Raw genomic sequence first — 14,958 nt, 5'->3', positions numbered from 1 at the left:
GCCCCTATTCCATCAGGTGCATGCGGCTGTGGCCGATGACGCCAGATTGCCCGCATTCTTGATAGTCTGGTCGGTCCGCTCGCGTACAATGAAGGCGCTGGAATAACGGATCACCTTATTCCCGAATAGCGTATTGCTGACCAGCGGCTGGTAATTATAGGCCACTTCCACAAACATCACGGCGCTGCCGCTGCTTGCCAAAATCTTGGTGTCGGTTGGGCCCATACCTGTAGCCATGCTGGAATTGGTCGCGCCATCATTGGCTACACCGTAGCTGGACGTAAAGGCACCACTGCCCCAGCAGCGCTGCCACCGGATAAACTGCCCCGCATTGCTGCCCGCCTGCCAATTGGGTTCCAGATCGGACAGGAAAATTCGGCCATTGGCCTTCAACTTGAGCGAGTCCGATGAAAGCTCGGCACCGGTCATGATCTCGTTGATGTCAGCCTCATCAATGGACGTGCGGACACGGGCGGCATTATCGGCAACCAGCATCGCAATCTGGCTGACGCGCATGTGCGCCAGCGCTAGATTGGCCGTCTCCAGGCCTGCCATGCTCAGCACCACCAGCACCGGCAGCGAAAAGGCGAACTCGATTAGCGCCAGTCCGCGCGTATCATCACGCAGATCGCCCAGTCTCTGGCGCAGCGGTAGCTGGGTAGCTTTCATACGCATCGTATCGTTGGTTTGGCCTGATTGGCCCAGGGCTGGTTGCGGACGATCGTGGTCGCGGTCGCCGATTGGGTTGCGCTCCACCCCAGCATCTTGGCCATGGGGAACATGCGCGGCATCGACACCGTCACTTCATAATAGACGATGTCGTCGGCGCTGCCCAAACCGTCGGAACCAAGGCTGGTGTCGTAGCTGTTGTTGCCGTTGACATCCTCATAACAGTCGCCCGCATTATAGCTGCCTAATGGCACCGTATCGGTGGTGATCTTCTCCGGTTTGCCGACGCGGGAGAAGTTGTAATAGCTCTTCTTGATCACGGATGTCGTGCCATTCTTGGCATTGATGTTCGCCATTTGCGCCGAAATATAGGCGTCGATCTGCGTCGCATTGAGCGTGCCGACCGAAGCGGAACGTGAGGCTCGCTCCAGCGCGCCGCGCGTCACCGACCGCAGATAGGATTGATAGGCCAGGTCGCCAATGCCCATGATGGTCAGACACAAGGGGGCAGCGATCAGGCCGAATTCCATCAGTGTCGCGCCACGCTTGTGGTGGCGCAGGCGGGTAAGGATGCGCGCCATATCCCCGATCATTGCGACAGCCTCAGTCCGCCGATATTCTTGGCGATATCCTTGAACTTCTCCGTCAGCGATGCGGCGGTATAGGCCATCATCCAATGGTTGCTGCTGGATGCGCAGCCTTGCAACGGCGTTTCGATATCGCCTTCGGACTGGTTGCGGAAACCGATGACCCACACAGTGATACCCTTGCCCTTCACCGCGTTGCACAGCATTTCCAGGCGCCGGTTATGGATGGCGGTCAATCCTATATTGTCGGTGTTTCCTGCAGCGATCCTGGCATCCTGCTTCTGATAACCATAGGCACCATAGACCGCATCATAGGCGCTCATATTACCATCGGTCATGAACACGATATGGCGAGAGATGTTGAAACCGTTGGGCGCGCTGCTGTTGTCGGCAGAGAAAATGCCGGTCGGCGACAGGAAGCGCGCGCCCCAGATCATGCCAATGTCATGATAGGTGCCGCCTACTGCGATCAGACTATCAACATAGGCGTTAAAGCTACTTGTTTGTCCGGTGGGAACCGCTGTGCGGCTGCTGTAGCTGGCCAGCTTGCGCGCCTGACTGGGGCAGGCGTTCCAGCCGCCGCTGGTGGCCCGATACCAGTCGCTGGCATAATAATCTTCACGATTGTCATTGAGCCAGCGTCCAGCAGATGTGAATTCCACATCGGGCCAGTGCGGTTTCCATTTCGTATCGGCGTTTGTCGGCGCCGTGTCGATTTGTAGATCATAGGCCGTTGCGGGAATTGAGGATGCGGAAGAGGCGGCAGTGATAGTGCTGTCAGTTTTACGTTCTTCGATACAACCTGACCATGTATTGTTGGCGGACACTGTGGTGCCGTTCGCATCGCTCGGTATACTGGAATGATATGTTGGGTTGGCGACCGCGTTGCCGGTCATGTAAATCGACACATCATGCGGAAATTTCCCATATTCCCAGCTAAATTGAGGGGTTTGTGTGGCCGTGTCGCTCTTGGTTTCGGTATAATTTGTATATGTCCTGACCGTTATGACGCAACTGCTGGGAGACCCTGCAACCCAGACACGATTATACCATGGACCAGTATAATATCCTGATGTGGCAGCGGTATAGCTGCGTTTATAGTCGTTCCCATTGGTGACACGAGTGGTAGTAGTGGTGGTGGTTATGGTTCCGTTAGCAGCAGTGCTGCTGGACGTTGTCCCGTTATTCGTCACCGTGCTGAATGTGTCGGCCGGTGCAACGCAGGCCTCGGACGTTCCGCCCGTCGATGAACTGTAATTTGACCAACCTGACAATGTGCCGGATGTATAAACCCAGTTACCGCTACTGTTCGACGACGAGTAGGTGGTAACCAGCCGCCGTGTCTGATAGTCTGCAGTCTCGCCACTAGTGCCGCCTAACAGAGCTGTCGTGGGCAACTGATATCCCACATTGACGGTCGAGCTATAGGGTATGAAGCCATAGCGGATGCGTCCGGTGGCGTCTGATCCGGCACCCAGCGTATCGTAAAAATCCTTCACCGCCTGTTTGAGCGCGGCTAGGCGCGTGGTGGTGCCGCCATTGCCGTCGCTGATCGATTGGGCCATCGACCCGGTGGTGTCCAGTACCAGCATGACGTCGGTATTGCCGATGTCGAAACGGGCCTCGCACGTCACTTCCAGCGGCAGCGTCTCATACTTAAAAATCTTCATCACCGTTGTCGGCATCGTCGTCGTGGCCGACACCTGCACGGTCGTCGTCTCACCCGGCTTGCTCTGGATGACGGGGACGAAATTATTTGCCTCGAACGTTCCTTGCGGGAAGTTGAAGTCGAAGAATTTTTTAGCCTCTGCCTTGTTCGCGTCGGTCATGGACGATGTCGTCATCGCCCGGCGACCAGCCAGCGCAGCGGCGTCGCACGCCTGTTGCAGCCGGGCGCGGGCCATATAGGCGCGGCTCATGTCCAGACCGCCGCCAATCAGCGCCGCGAGCGGGATGATGGATGCTGCGACAATGGCCATGACATTACCCGCCTGATTGCGCAGCAGACGGCTCAAAAGCCCTTTGCGATGTTCGATTTGCTTGCCCATCTGTCCGCAATCACCCATGTCGCGCCCAACACCCCCCGACATCCGGGCAGGGCAACGCTTTCGCCTATGCAGGCGCACTGGTTAGAATGTGTATGAGGAAGATGGTTAAAGGCCAGATAACCCCCGCGCCCGATAATGCGTTGTCTCCGCTGGCAGCGCTGCTGAGCGCCCATGCCGTAGCGGAGTCTGCGCGGCATCGGGCGATCTGGGCCTATGACGCGCGGCTGGCGCATATTGCGCGATCGACCCGTGAACCCACGATCGGCCAGATGCGACTGGCCTGGTGGAATGACGTCCTCGACGATGCGGCTGGCTTGAAAGGGCAGGGGGAGCCGGTGATCGACGCGATGCGGGCGACGGGGGCTATTGCCGCGCCGGGGCTGGTCGCGATGATCGACGGTTGGGAAATCCTGGTGGTGGAGCCGGAGATCGACGTCGAGGGGCTGCGCGCTTATGCCGTGGGGCGGGGCGGGGGGCTGTTCCGCGCTTTGGCCGGGGAGGCTGATGCGCCCGACTGGCTGGTGCAGGCGGGGCAGGTCTGGGCGCTGTGGGACCTGTCGGGCCATGTCGGCGATGACCGATTGGCCGATGAAGCGCTAGCGCTTGCCTGCGCTCTGGGGACGGACGCGCCGCCAGTCTGGCCGCGTCGGTGGAAGCCGCTGCGGATCGCTTATACCCTCGCCCGTCAGGACGTTCTGGCCGGACGTCGCGCGCCTGTCGGGATGCCCCGCGCCTTTGCGCTGCGGCTGTTGCGGGTTGCGCTGTTCGGGCGCTAGGATGGGCTGACGAGGCGGCGACAGGGGAACAGGGCATGGGGCGATTGCTGGCGGGCGCGATGGCGATGCTGCTGCTGGTCGCGGGTGGCCTGTTCTGGTGGCAGGGCCGGGCGAACCAACAGCCCGTCCCGCAACTCGCCCTTGCCCCGCCGCCACCGCCGCAGATTGAAGGCCTGCCCGAAGGTGATGCCAATGCCACCGGCGACGCCCCGCCCATGCCCGCCGAAGCCAGCCCGCAAAGTCGCGAACAACGGCGTTTCGCCCGTTATGACCGCAACCGCGATGGCGTCATCACCCGGATCGAGATGCTGGGCAGCCGCACCAAGGCGTTCAAGGCGCTCGACAAGGATGGCGACAATCTTCTCTCCTTCGAGGAATGGGCGGTGGCGACATCGGACCGTTTCGGCGCGGCGGATGGCAACAAGGATGGCAAGCTGACCCCGGCGGAATTCGCCGCGACCGCGCCCAAGCGCAGCGCCAAGCCGAAGTGCCGGTGCTGATCCAAACCCACCCTCCGTTCGGGCTGAGCGAAGTCGAAGCCTTCTACTGAGCGTAGCGAAGTGGCTTCGACTTCGCTCAGCCGTCCCTTCGACAAGCTCAGGGCGAACGGACGTTGGGTTGTTACGCCCCCACCATCTCCCCCAGCCACTCACCAAAAGACGCACGCGCGCGTGATGTATAGGCCTCTTTCCGCTGCTTCTTCTTGACCTCGTCTAGCGTCGGGAACAGGCCGAAATTGACGTTCATCGGCTGATAGTCGGCGCTCACGACATTGCCCGTCACATGCCCCAGCAACGCCCCCATTGCCGTGTCGGCGGGCGGGGGCGTCATCACCCGGCCCTGCAATTCCGCTGCGGCAAAGCGCCCCGCCAGCAGGCCGATCGCGGCGCTCTCCACATAGCCCTCGCACCCCGTCATCTGCCCGGCAAAACGGATATGCGGCGCGCTTTTTAGCCGCAACGTGGCGTCCAGCAATTTGGGCGACTGGATGAACGTATTGCGATGCAGCCCGCCCAGCCGTGCAAATTCGGCCTTTTCCAGCCCCGGTATGGTGCGGAACAACTCCACCTGCGCGCCATGTTTCAGCTTGGTCTGGAAGCCGACCATGTTCCACAGCGTCCCGCTGGCATTGTCCTGCCGCAACTGCACCACGGCATAGGGCCAGCGGCCGGTGCGCGGATTGTCCAGCCCCATCGGCTTCATCGGCCCGTGGCGCAGCGTTTCCGGCCCGCGCGACGCCATCACCTCGATCGGCATACAGCCCTCAAAATAGGGAGTGTTGGCCTCCCATTCCTTGAACTGCGTCTTTTCGCCGTCGATCAGCCCCTGGACGAAAGCCTCATATTGCTCCCGGTTCATCGGGCAGTTGATATAATCCTTCCCCTCGCCACCACCCGGACCAATCTTGTCCCAGCGATTGGCCATCCAGCACTGGTCCATGTCGATGCTGTCATGATGGACCACCGGCGCGATCGCGTCGAAGAAAGCGAGATGCTCCATCCCCGCCGCCTGGCCGATGCTGGTCGCCAGCGCAGGCGCGGTCAGCGGCCCGGTCGCCACGATGGTCATGCCCAACGTGGGCAGCGCGTCGATCCGTTCGCGGATAATCTCCACATTGGGATGATCGGCCAGCGCGCGGGTGACGCCGCCCGAAAAGACATGCCGATCCACTGCCAGCGCGGAGCCTGCCGGCACCTTGGCCGGTTCCGCCTGCGCCATGATGACGGAATCGAGCCGCCGCATTTCCTGATGCAGCAGCCCCACGGCATTTTTGTCCGCATCATCGGAACGGAAACTGTTGGAGCAGACGAGTTCGGCCAGCCCCTCGGTCTGGTGCGCCGGAGACATATCCCCAGCGCCCCGCATTTCCGACAGGCGCACCCGGACGCCCGCCTGCGCCAATTGCCACGCCGCCTCGGAACCGGCCAGCCCGCCGCCGATGATATGCACCTGATAGTCTGACACTGGATCGCCTTGATGTCGCACTTTTGCCGTTCGGGCCACGGCCTATAGCCGATGGCGGCGCAGTAGGACAGGGCGGCGTAAGCTTGTGAAAGTTGCGAAGTTCACAGTGTCGCAGGGTTCGGTTTTGCGCGGGTGGGAGTTTGCAGTGGGGACTTCGCAATAGGAGGGCTTTTGCGAAGTGGGGTGCCTTGTGTCAGGGGTAGGGTAGCACAGGGGCATACTCCTCCCCCTTTGAGGGGGAGGTTGGGTGGGGGTGTACTGCCGCCAGCGTGGACGCTCAGCTTCGCCTCGCTTTACCTTTAAGCCCTTTCGAGCAGCGACTGGATCGCAGCTGGATCGGCCTTGATCAAAGACAGCAACACCCGCGCCGGGGCATCGGGCTGGCGGCGATTCTGCTCCCAGTCCCGTACGGTTCCCACCGGAATACGATAGGTCTTGGCGAACGCGCCCTGCGTCAGCTTCGTCGCCTGACGGATCGCCTTCACGTCCGGGCCAGCGACTATGCGCCCGCGCGCGCCATCACCCTTGGCATAGGCGACCGCATCGGCCAGACCGGCCATGATCCCGTCGAAATCCTCACTCTTCATCGCAACGCCTCCTTCAAAGCGGCCGTCATCTGCTTGAACGCTTTTTCCTGCGCATCGGTCAGTGTGGCATCCGCACTCTTGTCGATAATCCAGAGCAGAAAGACGGGATTGGCATCATCAGCGTAAAAGCTGAAAACCCGATACCCGCCGCTCTTGCCCGTCCCATACTTGCCGACCCGGCCTTTTCGCAAGCCACCCGTCTGCCGGATCACCTTCCCATAGGATGGTTCCGAGGCATATTGGTCATAGATGGCCGCCAGTTCGGTCTGGCTCACGCCGATTCTGCTGGCTTGTGCTGTAAAGGCCGCCGTCTCGATTATGGTGTGGATGGGCGGGTTGCTCATAAGGATATTATACGGCATTGCCGTATTTTTGCAAGCGTAAGGTGTGACGATCCAATTTTCACTGCGCCTTAAATGGTCCATGATTGCTGCGGCAGGCAACGGGGATTACTGACCAACAGGCAAGGAGATTTCGATAAAATTGAAACCTTCCAACTGAAGTCTTGACATAAATCGTGATAATGGACTAGCACGAATAATGCAATTTATAGAGGGACGTTATGGCTAAACTACCCGCGAAAGTAAAAATTCGCGATATGGTTAACATGCAGGACTTGTCGGATGAATTTGAATTGTTGATGTCAGATAGTAAAGTCGTGCGGATCACATTTGAGGTAGATAAAGTTGCTGGAGTTGGGCGTTATACCGCAGTGAGAAAAGATGGACGTATTGCAACAAAGTCAATTCTTGGTCCTGGATTAGAAAATATAACTCGATACGATCCTTCTCGTTTAACAAAGCAGCAACGGAACAATAGTATCGTAAAATTACTTGAAAAAGGCCTTACTCAAACAGAGGTTTCTCTAAGGTTGGGGGTTTCTCAAGCGCTTGTTTCCAAGATAAAGCGACTAAATGAATAGGATAAAAAAATGGATTATTACGTTGATGTCAGTGTGGGCTCTACTAATCAAGATGAATTTATCTTACTTGACCAAGCGAGGCGACTTCTGGACCTGCAAGGTCGGCCTGGTATTATGGCTAAGCGCCGCCAAACAAATGAACGCTATGGAAAAAAACGGCGGCTGCGGTTTCCTTTTTCGGATCGTAAAGCTGCCGAGCTTTATCAAGCCGCGATTGAACAATATTGTTCACCTGCTGTGAGAACAAAGCTCCGACGCGCAACGGATTAAAAATTAGCTACTCTCTCCCTCAAACCCCCACCAACGCCCCCTCGCCATAATAAGCCGCCTCGTCCAAAATCCCCTCACGCTTGGCGACGACCACACCCACCAGCACCTGCCCCGCGACATTCACTGCCGTGCGGCCCATGTCGAGGATCGGGTCGATCGCCAGCAGCAGCCCCGCGCCCTCCAGCGGCAGTCCCAGCGTCGATAGGGTCAGCGTCAGCATCACCGTCGCGCCGGTCAGGCCCGCCGTTGCGGCCGAGCCGATGACGGAGACGACTGCGATCAGCGCATAATCGACCACGCCCAGTGGGATGCCGTAAAAGCCCGCGACGAAGATCGCCGCCAGCGCGGGGTAGATAGAAGCGCAGCCATCCATCTTGGTGGTGGACGCCAGTGGAATGGCGAAGGCGGCGTAGCTTTTGTCGACGCCCAGCCGCTCGGTCACGGCTTCGGTGACGGGCATGGTGCCGACCGAAGAGCGGGAGACGAAGCCCAGTTGGATCGCGGGCCAGGCCTTGGCGAAGAAGGGCAGGGGCTTGAGACCATGGGCGATCAGCAGCGTGGGATAGACGATCAGCAGGACGATCGCCAAACCCAGATAGATGGCCCCGGTAAAGACGCTCAGCCGTGCCAGCGCGTCCCAGCCATAGGTGGCGACCGCCGCGCCGATCAGCCCGGCCGACCCGATCGGCGTCAGGCGGATGACCCAGCCCAGCAGCGCGCGCACCACCGCCAGCAGCGACCGGACGAAGGCGAGGAAGGGGTCAGCCTTCTCCCCGACTTTCAGCGTCGCCAGCCCGACCGCGATGGCGATGACCAGCAATTGCAATATGTTGAAGCTGATGCTGGTGCTGGCCGCGCCATCCTCGCCGATCTTGGTGCTGCCGCTCAGCGCCAGGCTGTTGCCCGGCACAAGGCCTTTGAGGAAATCGAGCCAGCCGCCAACCGACTCCGGCTGCTTGGCTGCGAGGGTGGCGGTGCTCAGGCCCACGCCCGGCTGGATGATCAGGCCCAGCGCCAGGCCAATGATGACCGCGATCAGCGCGGTGAAAGCGAACCATAGCAATGTCTGCCCCGCCAGCCGCGCGCCATTGTCGAGCGCGCGCAGATTGGCGATCGACGCGACGATGGCCGCGAACACCAAAGGCGGCACGATGGCCTTGAGCAGCGAGACGAAGACCGACCCGACCGTCTTGAGCGTGGTGGTGAGGGCGTTTAGATCACCCTCCGGCCCTGCGCCGATAGACCGGGCGACAAGGCCCAGGACAAGCCCCGCGACCATGCCGACCAGCACCTGAAATCCGAAACTGCGATAGGGAATGGTCATGGCTGGGCGTCCTGTGGGCGAAGGCGACCAATATGGAGTGGCGACACGCGATTGCGCGCAAGCAATATTTGGGGCGGGTTTAGTTTTGGGCGGGGTGGTCTTTTTGCATCCTCCCCCCGGCGGGGGAGGTGGCTGGCCGAAGGCCAGACGGAGGGGTGTCGCGCTATCGTGAGAGTGACACCCCTCCACCATTCGCTTCGCGAACGGTCCCCCTCCCCTTAAAGGGGAGGAATGGGTGGAGCGCTGCCTGCCGCTGTGCCACATTGCCACGCAAATGGATCGAAAGGCGGAACATATGGGCTGGCGACTGGGGCTTTTGGCGGGCGCGGCGGTGATGCTGCCGCAGGGCGCGATGGCGGCGGCGGACCCGGCGGCGGCGAAGGATATACTGATGCGTTCGGTCGCCTTTCGCACCGTGGAGGGGGCGGGGCAGGTGCCAAAGCTGGCGGCCTATTATGCGTCGGTGCTGAAAGCGGCGGGCTTTGCCGACGGTGACATCGTCATCACCCCGATGGGCGAGACGGCGACCTTTGCCGCGACGATCAGGGGGCGCGACGCGGCGCTCAAACCCCTGCTGATGATCGGTCACATGGATGTGGTCGCGGCCGACCGGGCGGACTGGACCCGCGACCCCTTCGTGCCGGTCGAGGAAAATGGCTATATTTTCGGGCGGGGCGCGGAGGATAATAAATATGATGTCGCGATGATGGTCGCGACTCTGGCGCAGCTAAGGAAACAGGGCTGGACCCCGCGCCGCACCGTCACCCTGCTCCTGTCGGGCGATGAAGAGACCGCGATGGTGACGACCAAGGCGTTGGCCGCGCAACATAAGGACGCAGAGTTGCTGCTGAACGGCGATGGCGGCGGCGGGTTGCTCAATGAGGAGGGCAAGCCGGTCCTCTACCAATTGCAGGCGGGCGAAAAAACCTATGCGGATTTCGAGATCGGCTTTACCGATCCGGGCGGGCATAGCAGCGCGCCGACGCCGGGTAATCCGATCTATCGGCTGGCCAAGGCTATCGAGCGGATCGCGGCCTATCAATTCCCGGCGATGCGCAATGAACTGACGGTGGCATCGCTGCGCCTGTCGGCAGGCCGGATAGGCGGGGATGTCGGCGCGGCGATGACGCGCTATGCGGACACGGGCGACATGGCGGCGGCCGAACTGCTGTCGACCAAGCCGGAGTTCATCGGCCAGGTCCGCACCACCTGCGTCGCGACGATGGCGCAGGCGGGCCATGCGCTCAACGCTTTGCCGCAAAGCGCCAAGGTGATGGTCAATTGCCGTATCTTCCCCGGCGTGGCGATCGAGGCTGTAAAGGCGGAACTGGTCAGGCAAGTGGCGGACGATGGCGCGACCATCAAAACACTGGGCGATCCGCTGGCCAGCGATGCGTCACCGTTGCGCGCCGACGTCATGAAGGCGGTGCGCGACGCGGTGACGGCCCGTTCGCCGGACATCATAGTGATGCCCGGCATGTCGGCGGGCGCGACCGACAGCCTCTATTTCCGCGCGCTGGGTGTGCCAAGCTATGGCGTGTCCAGCCTGTTCATGAAGGCGGAGGACGGCTTTGCCCATGGCCTGAACGAGCGGGTGCCGGTTGCGGGTATCGCGGAATCGCTGGCGCAGTGGGACGCAGTGCTGCGGGCTTTGGCGAGGTAGAACATAATCTCCGTTCGTCCTGAGCGAAGTCGAAGGGCTCACCCGACCAGCGGGAGGGCACTTCGCTTCGCTCAGTGGAGGGCTTCGACTTCGCTCAGCCCGAACGGATAAGTGGGCTTAACCTTGCAACGCCACGGCATTCGCCGCAGACAGCACCGCCTGTACCGAAGCTGTCGCAACGTCCGCATCCGTCCCCACGCCGAACACTGTCCGCCCGTCCGGGGTGCGGCATTCGACATAGGCGGCTGCGTTCACGTCGCTGCCCGAACCGATCGCATGTTCGCTATAGTCGGCAATCTCCAGCTCGACGCCCAGTTCGTCGCGCAGCGCCGCCAGCACCGACGAGAGCAGGCCGTTGCCGCGCCCGGAAATGCTGCGTTCGCCGCCCTTATGGGCGATCTTGCCGGTGAAAATGCGGTCGCCCGCCGCGCCGCCTTCCTGATAGTCGATCAGGCGGTAGGCCTGTTCGCCACCCAGATGATAATGGTCCTGAAAGGCGGTCCAGATGTCGGCGGCGTTGAGTTCGCGGCTGGACTGATCGGCCATGCCCTGCACGACGCGGCTGAAATCGGCCTGCATCCGCTTGGGCAGTTTGAAGCCCTTGTCCTGCTGCAAAACCCAGGCGACGCCGCCCTTGCCCGACTGCGAATTGACGCGGATCACCGCTTCATAATCGCGGCCCAGATCCTTGGGATCGATCGGCAGATAGGGCACGTCCCAGATCAGGTCGTTGCGCGCTTCCTGTGCGGCAAAGCCTTTCTTGATCGCGTCCTGATGGCTGCCGGAGAAAGCAGTGAACACCAGTTCGCCAGCATAGGGATGGCGCGGGTGGACCGGCAGCTGGTTGCAATATTCGACCGTCTGGATAACCTCGTCAATGTCGCTGAAGTCCAGGCCGGGGTTGATCCCCTGCGTGTACATATTGAGCGCCACCGTCACCAGGTCGCAATTGCCGGTGCGTTCGCCATTGCCGAACAGGCAGCCTTCGACCCGGTCCGCGCCCGCCATCAACCCCAGTTCCGCCGCGGCCACGCCAGTGCCGCGATCATTATGCGGGTGTAGCGATATGACGACGGAATCGCGGCGCGAAATATGGCGGCACATCCATTCGATCTGGTCGGCATAGATGTTGGGCGTGGCGCATTCGACCGTCGCGGGCAGGTTCAGGATCAGCGGCTTGTCCGGCGTGGGCATCAAAATGTCCATCACCGCCTCGCAACATTCCAGGCTGAAATCCAGCTCGGCGGTGGAGAAGGTTTCGGGCGAATATTCAAAATGCCAGTCGGTGTCGGGCTGGGCCGCAGCATTGTCGCGCAGCAGCTTGGCGGCGGTGACGGCGATCTCCTTGATCTGCGGCCGCTCCATCCCGAACACGATGCGCCGCCAGGCGGGCGATACGGCATTATAGACATGGACGATGGCCTTGGTCGCGCCGCGCAGCGATTCAAACGTCGTCGCGATCAAATCCTCGCGCGCCTGTGTGAGCACCTGCACCATCACGTCGTCGGGGATGCGTCCGTCCTTCACCAGCCCGCTGATGAAGTCGAACTCGGTCGCACCGGCGGACGGGAAACCGACCTCAATCTCCTTGACGCCGACCTTGACCAGCAGGTCGAAGAAGCGGCTCTTTTTTTCCGCATTCATCGGATCGATCAGCGCCTGATTGCCATCGCGCAGGTCGGTCGAGAGCCAACGCGGGGGACAAGTGATGACATTGCCCGGCCATTGGCGGCCCGGCAGGTCGATCTGGGGGAAGGCGCGATATTTCTGGGACGGATCGGTCAGCATCATGGGTCAGCTACTTCTTTTGCGAACGGGCGCGCGGCTAGTGGAGGGGGCGCGGCCCGGTTAACGATGATCAGCGAAAAGGAAGCCCTTAGGCGTATCGTTGCTGCCCATAATCGAAAGACAGCGCAAAAACCACGCCTAAGGGCGTGTAAGTCGTAGCAGGGGAAGAAGCGTCGCGCTCTGCATGATGGTGACGGCATAGCCGCTTTGGGGGCGGGGCGTCCAGTCCTATTACTCATCCAAGCCCGTCATCCCCGCGAAGGCGGGGATCCATCTCCGGCGCTCTAGCCAGGCGCAAGGGTGGGAGATGGATTCCCGCCTTCGCGGGAATGACGGAGATAGTGTTAGGGTAACCCTTACTTCTGGAACGCAGCGACAATCTTCAACTCGATCGCATCGCCGACCATCGGCACGCCATAGCCCATGCCGAAATCGCTGCGCTTGATCGCGCCGGTCGCGACGAAGCCGACATTTTCCTTGCCGCCCGCCATCGCCGGTGCCTTGCCCGCGCCATAGAGTTCAGCGTCAAGCGTTACCGGCTTGGTCACGCCCTTGATCGTCAGATTGCCGGTAATCTCCGCGCCAGTTGCGCCGTCGGGCTTCACGCTGGTCGATACGAAGGTCGCGGTCGGGAATTTGGCGGCGTCGAAAAAGTCCGCCTTCATCAGATGCTCGTCCAGCTTGGGCACGCCGGTGCGCAGATTCGCGATGGTAAATTCAACCGAGACTTTGGACGCGGCCGGGTTCGCCTTGTCCAGCGTCAGCGTGCCGGTCGGTTCGGCGATGGTGCCCATATTGCTGGTGAAACCCATATGGTCCCACGCGAACACAACCTGGGTATGGCCGGGATCGACGGTGTAGCTGCCGCCGGTCGCCTTTGCCGCGTCCTTGGTGCCGGGCGCGGTCATCGGCCCCTGCGCGATCAGGACGGTGCCGCCGGTCAGGGCGATCAGGGCGGCAGCGGGGATGAGATATTTTTGCATGGGGGACTCTCCAAAACGATCAAGGGCACAGCTTGAATAAGCTACGCCCCTTAATTGTTCCAGAGCCGTAACCGGAAACGGATCGTTCCGGTTATGCTGTCCTTCTCCCCTCCCTTCCAGGGAGGGGCCGGGGTGGGTGCTCCGCGCTATAGGCGCTGCAACGGTGATGTCGCAGGCTCGCTCCGCTCGCACCCACCCCAACCCCTCCCTTGAAAGGGAGGGGCTTTTCGAAAGGTCAGTTCTTTTCCTGATCCACCAGCTTGTTGGCGGCGATCCAGGGCATCATCGCGCGCAGCTTGGCGCCGGTTTCCTCGATCGGGTGGCGCTTGGCGGCGATGCGGCTGGCTTTCAGTTCCGGCTGCCCGGCGCGGTTGTCGAGGACGAAGTCCTTGACGAAGCGGCCCGACTGGATGTCGGCCAGCACGCGCTTCATTTCCTTCTTGGTTTCTTCGGTGATGATGCGCGGGCCGGTCTTGATGTCGCCATATTCGGCGGTGTTGCTGATCGAATAGCGCATGTTGGCGATGCCGCCTTCATACATCAGGTCGACGATCAGCTTGAGTTCGTGCAGGCACTCGAAATAGGCCATTTCCGGCGCGTAACCGGCTTCCACCAGCGTTTCGAAACCGGCCTGGACCAGCGCGGTGGCGCCGCCGCACAGCACGGCCTGCTCGCCGAACAGGTCGGTTTCGCATTCCTCGCGGAAGTTGGTTTCGATGATGCCGCTGCGGCCACCGCCGACGCCGCTGGCATAGGACAAAGCGATGTCATGGGCGTTGCCGGTCGCATCCTGATAGACGGCGATCAGGCAGGGGACGCCGCCGCCGCGCTGATATTCGCTGCGCACGGTGTGGCCCGGACCCTTGGGCGCGATCATGATGACGTCAATGTCCTTGCGCGGCTCGATCAGGCCGAAATGGACGTTCAGGCCATGGGCAAAGGCCAGCGCCGCGCCGGGGCGCAGATTGGCGTGGATGTCGTCGGCATAGATGGCGGCCTGATACTCGTCGGGGGCGAGGATCATGAGGACGTCGGCCCAGGCGGCGGCTTCCGCGTTCGCCAACACCTTGAAGCCTGCGCCTTCAGCCTTCTTCGCGCTGCCGGAACCGGGGCGCAGCGCGATGGCGACTTCAGCGACGCCGCTGTCGCGCAGATTTTGCGCATGGGCATGGCCCTGCGACCCGTAACCCAGGATGGCGACCTTCTTGCCCTTGATCAGGCCGATGTCCGCGTCGTGATCGTAATAAACCTTCATGAGTGTCTCTTCCCTCGAACCGTGCCATTTTCCTCGCCCCTTCAGGGGAGAGGATACGAAATCTTGGCGCGGCGAAGCCGTGCCTAGATGAAGTTGGAGAGGGGGACCGCTGTGCCAGCCC

15 protein-coding genes are annotated in these 14,958 nt (G+C 61.2%); 5 read left to right on the top strand and 10 right to left on the bottom strand.

The window, feature by feature from the left end; translation table 11 throughout:
• Positions 1-12: 12 nt before the first annotated feature.
• Genes ACODSR_RS10905 through ACODSR_RS10895 form a run of 3 tightly spaced genes read right to left on the bottom strand, consistent with a single transcriptional unit; the run spans position 13 to position 3,304 of the window.
• Positions 13-669 carry a TadE/TadG family type IV pilus assembly protein gene (locus tag ACODSR_RS10905; protein WP_489076485.1) on the bottom strand — a complete coding sequence of 219 codons (657 nt, stop codon included), beginning with the start codon at positions 667-669 and terminating at the stop codon, positions 13-15.
• The gene (locus tag ACODSR_RS10900) at positions 666-1,250 is read right to left on the bottom strand and encodes a TadE/TadG family type IV pilus assembly protein (RefSeq protein WP_489076365.1); all 585 of its coding nucleotides are present in this window, start codon (positions 1,248-1,250) and stop codon (positions 666-668) included. The genes ACODSR_RS10905 and ACODSR_RS10900 overlap by 4 nt, the downstream gene beginning before the upstream one ends.
• Before the next feature lie 8 nt (positions 1,251-1,258).
• On the bottom strand, positions 1,259-3,304 hold the full coding sequence (locus ACODSR_RS10895) for a TadE/TadG family type IV pilus assembly protein (protein ID WP_489076363.1): 2,046 nt from the start codon (positions 3,302-3,304) through the stop codon (positions 1,259-1,261).
• A gap of 92 nt (positions 3,305-3,396) precedes the next feature.
• Between ACODSR_RS10895 and ACODSR_RS10890 the strand changes: the two genes are divergently transcribed.
• Entirely contained in the window at positions 3,397-4,080 is a 684-nt protein-coding gene (locus ACODSR_RS10890; RefSeq protein WP_489076361.1) for a hypothetical protein, read from the top strand.
• A gap of 35 nt (positions 4,081-4,115) precedes the next feature.
• Complete coding sequence (locus ACODSR_RS10885; RefSeq protein ID WP_489076359.1) at positions 4,116-4,580, top strand: EF-hand domain-containing protein; 465 nt, start codon at positions 4,116-4,118, stop codon at positions 4,578-4,580.
• A 121-nt stretch (positions 4,581-4,701) separates the two neighbouring features.
• Here ACODSR_RS10885 and trmFO read toward each other — a convergent pair whose 3' ends face one another.
• The 3 genes from trmFO to ACODSR_RS10870 all read right to left on the bottom strand — a co-directional run bounded on the left by trmFO (position 4,702) and on the right by ACODSR_RS10870 (position 6,976).
• Positions 4,702-6,045, bottom strand: a complete 1,344-nt coding sequence (trmFO, locus tag ACODSR_RS10880) for a methylenetetrahydrofolate--tRNA-(uracil(54)-C(5))-methyltransferase (FADH(2)-oxidizing) TrmFO (protein ID WP_489076357.1) — start codon at positions 6,043-6,045, stop codon at positions 4,702-4,704.
• Positions 6,046-6,344: 299 nt separating this feature from the next.
• Positions 6,345-6,632: a helix-turn-helix domain-containing protein gene (locus tag ACODSR_RS10875; protein ID WP_489076355.1), complete on the bottom strand. Its 288-nt coding sequence runs from the start codon at positions 6,630-6,632 to the stop codon at positions 6,345-6,347.
• On the bottom strand, positions 6,629-6,976 hold the full coding sequence (locus tag ACODSR_RS10870) for a type II toxin-antitoxin system RelE/ParE family toxin (protein WP_489076353.1): 348 nt from the start codon (positions 6,974-6,976) through the stop codon (positions 6,629-6,631). Before ACODSR_RS10870 ends, ACODSR_RS10875 begins: the two co-directional genes overlap by 4 nt.
• Before the next feature lie 218 nt (positions 6,977-7,194).
• Here ACODSR_RS10870 and ACODSR_RS10865 point away from each other — a divergent pair, with 218 nt between their 5' ends.
• Positions 7,195-7,554 (top strand): hypothetical protein, encoded by a 360-nt coding sequence (locus ACODSR_RS10865; protein WP_489076351.1) that lies wholly within the window; start codon positions 7,195-7,197, stop codon positions 7,552-7,554.
• A gap of 9 nt (positions 7,555-7,563) precedes the next feature.
• Complete coding sequence (locus ACODSR_RS10860) at positions 7,564-7,824, top strand: hypothetical protein (protein WP_489076349.1); 261 nt, start codon at positions 7,564-7,566, stop codon at positions 7,822-7,824.
• A gap of 19 nt (positions 7,825-7,843) precedes the next feature.
• Here the strand turns inward: ACODSR_RS10860 and ACODSR_RS10855 are convergent, their stop codons facing one another.
• Positions 7,844-9,148: a dicarboxylate/amino acid:cation symporter gene (locus ACODSR_RS10855; RefSeq protein WP_489076347.1), complete on the bottom strand. Its 1,305-nt coding sequence runs from the start codon at positions 9,146-9,148 to the stop codon at positions 7,844-7,846.
• 295 nt (positions 9,149-9,443) lie between these two features.
• Between ACODSR_RS10855 and ACODSR_RS10850 the strand changes: the two genes are divergently transcribed.
• Positions 9,444-10,811, top strand: coding sequence for a M20/M25/M40 family metallo-hydrolase (locus ACODSR_RS10850; RefSeq protein ID WP_489076483.1), 1,368 nt, complete (start codon positions 9,444-9,446; stop codon positions 10,809-10,811).
• 117 nt (positions 10,812-10,928) lie between these two features.
• Here the strand turns inward: ACODSR_RS10850 and leuA are convergent, their stop codons facing one another.
• The 3 genes from leuA to ilvC all read right to left on the bottom strand — a co-directional run bounded on the left by leuA (position 10,929) and on the right by ilvC (position 14,837).
• Positions 10,929-12,602, bottom strand: coding sequence for a 2-isopropylmalate synthase (gene leuA, locus ACODSR_RS10845; RefSeq protein ID WP_489076345.1), 1,674 nt, complete (start codon positions 12,600-12,602; stop codon positions 10,929-10,931).
• Positions 12,603-12,955: 353 nt separating this feature from the next.
• On the bottom strand, positions 12,956-13,582 hold the full coding sequence (locus ACODSR_RS10840; RefSeq protein WP_489076343.1) for a YceI family protein: 627 nt from the start codon (positions 13,580-13,582) through the stop codon (positions 12,956-12,958).
• Between the two features lie 235 nt (positions 13,583-13,817).
• Positions 13,818-14,837 carry a ketol-acid reductoisomerase gene (gene ilvC, locus ACODSR_RS10835; RefSeq protein ID WP_489076341.1) on the bottom strand — a complete coding sequence of 340 codons (1,020 nt, stop codon included), beginning with the start codon at positions 14,835-14,837 and terminating at the stop codon, positions 13,818-13,820.
• Between the last annotated feature and the right edge of the window lie 121 nt (positions 14,838-14,958).

Source organism: Sphingobium sp. FG125 (assembly GCF_057809795.1).
This window is presented reverse-complemented; position numbering and strand designations above follow the sequence as displayed.

Bases quoted from the DNA above. Each gene is read 5' to 3' on its own strand.
- ACODSR_RS10905 (WP_489076485.1), bottom strand. From the start codon at position 669: ATGAAAGCTACCCAGCTACCGCTGCGCCAGAGACTGGGCGATCTGCGT.
- ACODSR_RS10900 (WP_489076365.1), bottom strand. From the start codon at position 1,250: ATGGCGCGCATCCTTACCCGCCTGCGCCACCACAAGCGTGGCGCGACA.
- ACODSR_RS10895 (WP_489076363.1), bottom strand. From the start codon at position 3,304: ATGGGCAAGCAAATCGAACATCGCAAAGGGCTTTTGAGCCGTCTGCTG.
- ACODSR_RS10890 (WP_489076361.1), top strand. From the start codon at position 3,397: ATGAGGAAGATGGTTAAAGGCCAGATAACCCCCGCGCCCGATAATGCG.
- ACODSR_RS10885 (WP_489076359.1), top strand. From the start codon at position 4,116: ATGGGGCGATTGCTGGCGGGCGCGATGGCGATGCTGCTGCTGGTCGCG.
- ACODSR_RS10875 (WP_489076355.1), bottom strand. From the start codon at position 6,632: ATGAAGAGTGAGGATTTCGACGGGATCATGGCCGGTCTGGCCGATGCG.
- ACODSR_RS10870 (WP_489076353.1), bottom strand. From the start codon at position 6,976: ATGAGCAACCCGCCCATCCACACCATAATCGAGACGGCGGCCTTTACA.
- ACODSR_RS10865 (WP_489076351.1), top strand. From the start codon at position 7,195: ATGGCTAAACTACCCGCGAAAGTAAAAATTCGCGATATGGTTAACATG.
- ACODSR_RS10860 (WP_489076349.1), top strand. From the start codon at position 7,564: ATGGATTATTACGTTGATGTCAGTGTGGGCTCTACTAATCAAGATGAA.
- ACODSR_RS10855 (WP_489076347.1), bottom strand. From the start codon at position 9,148: ATGACCATTCCCTATCGCAGTTTCGGATTTCAGGTGCTGGTCGGCATG.
- ACODSR_RS10850 (WP_489076483.1), top strand. From the start codon at position 9,444: ATGGGCTGGCGACTGGGGCTTTTGGCGGGCGCGGCGGTGATGCTGCCG.
- leuA (WP_489076345.1), bottom strand. From the start codon at position 12,602: ATGATGCTGACCGATCCGTCCCAGAAATATCGCGCCTTCCCCCAGATC.
- ACODSR_RS10840 (WP_489076343.1), bottom strand. From the start codon at position 13,582: ATGCAAAAATATCTCATCCCCGCTGCCGCCCTGATCGCCCTGACCGGC.
- ilvC (WP_489076341.1), bottom strand. From the start codon at position 14,837: ATGAAGGTTTATTACGATCACGACGCGGACATCGGCCTGATCAAGGGC.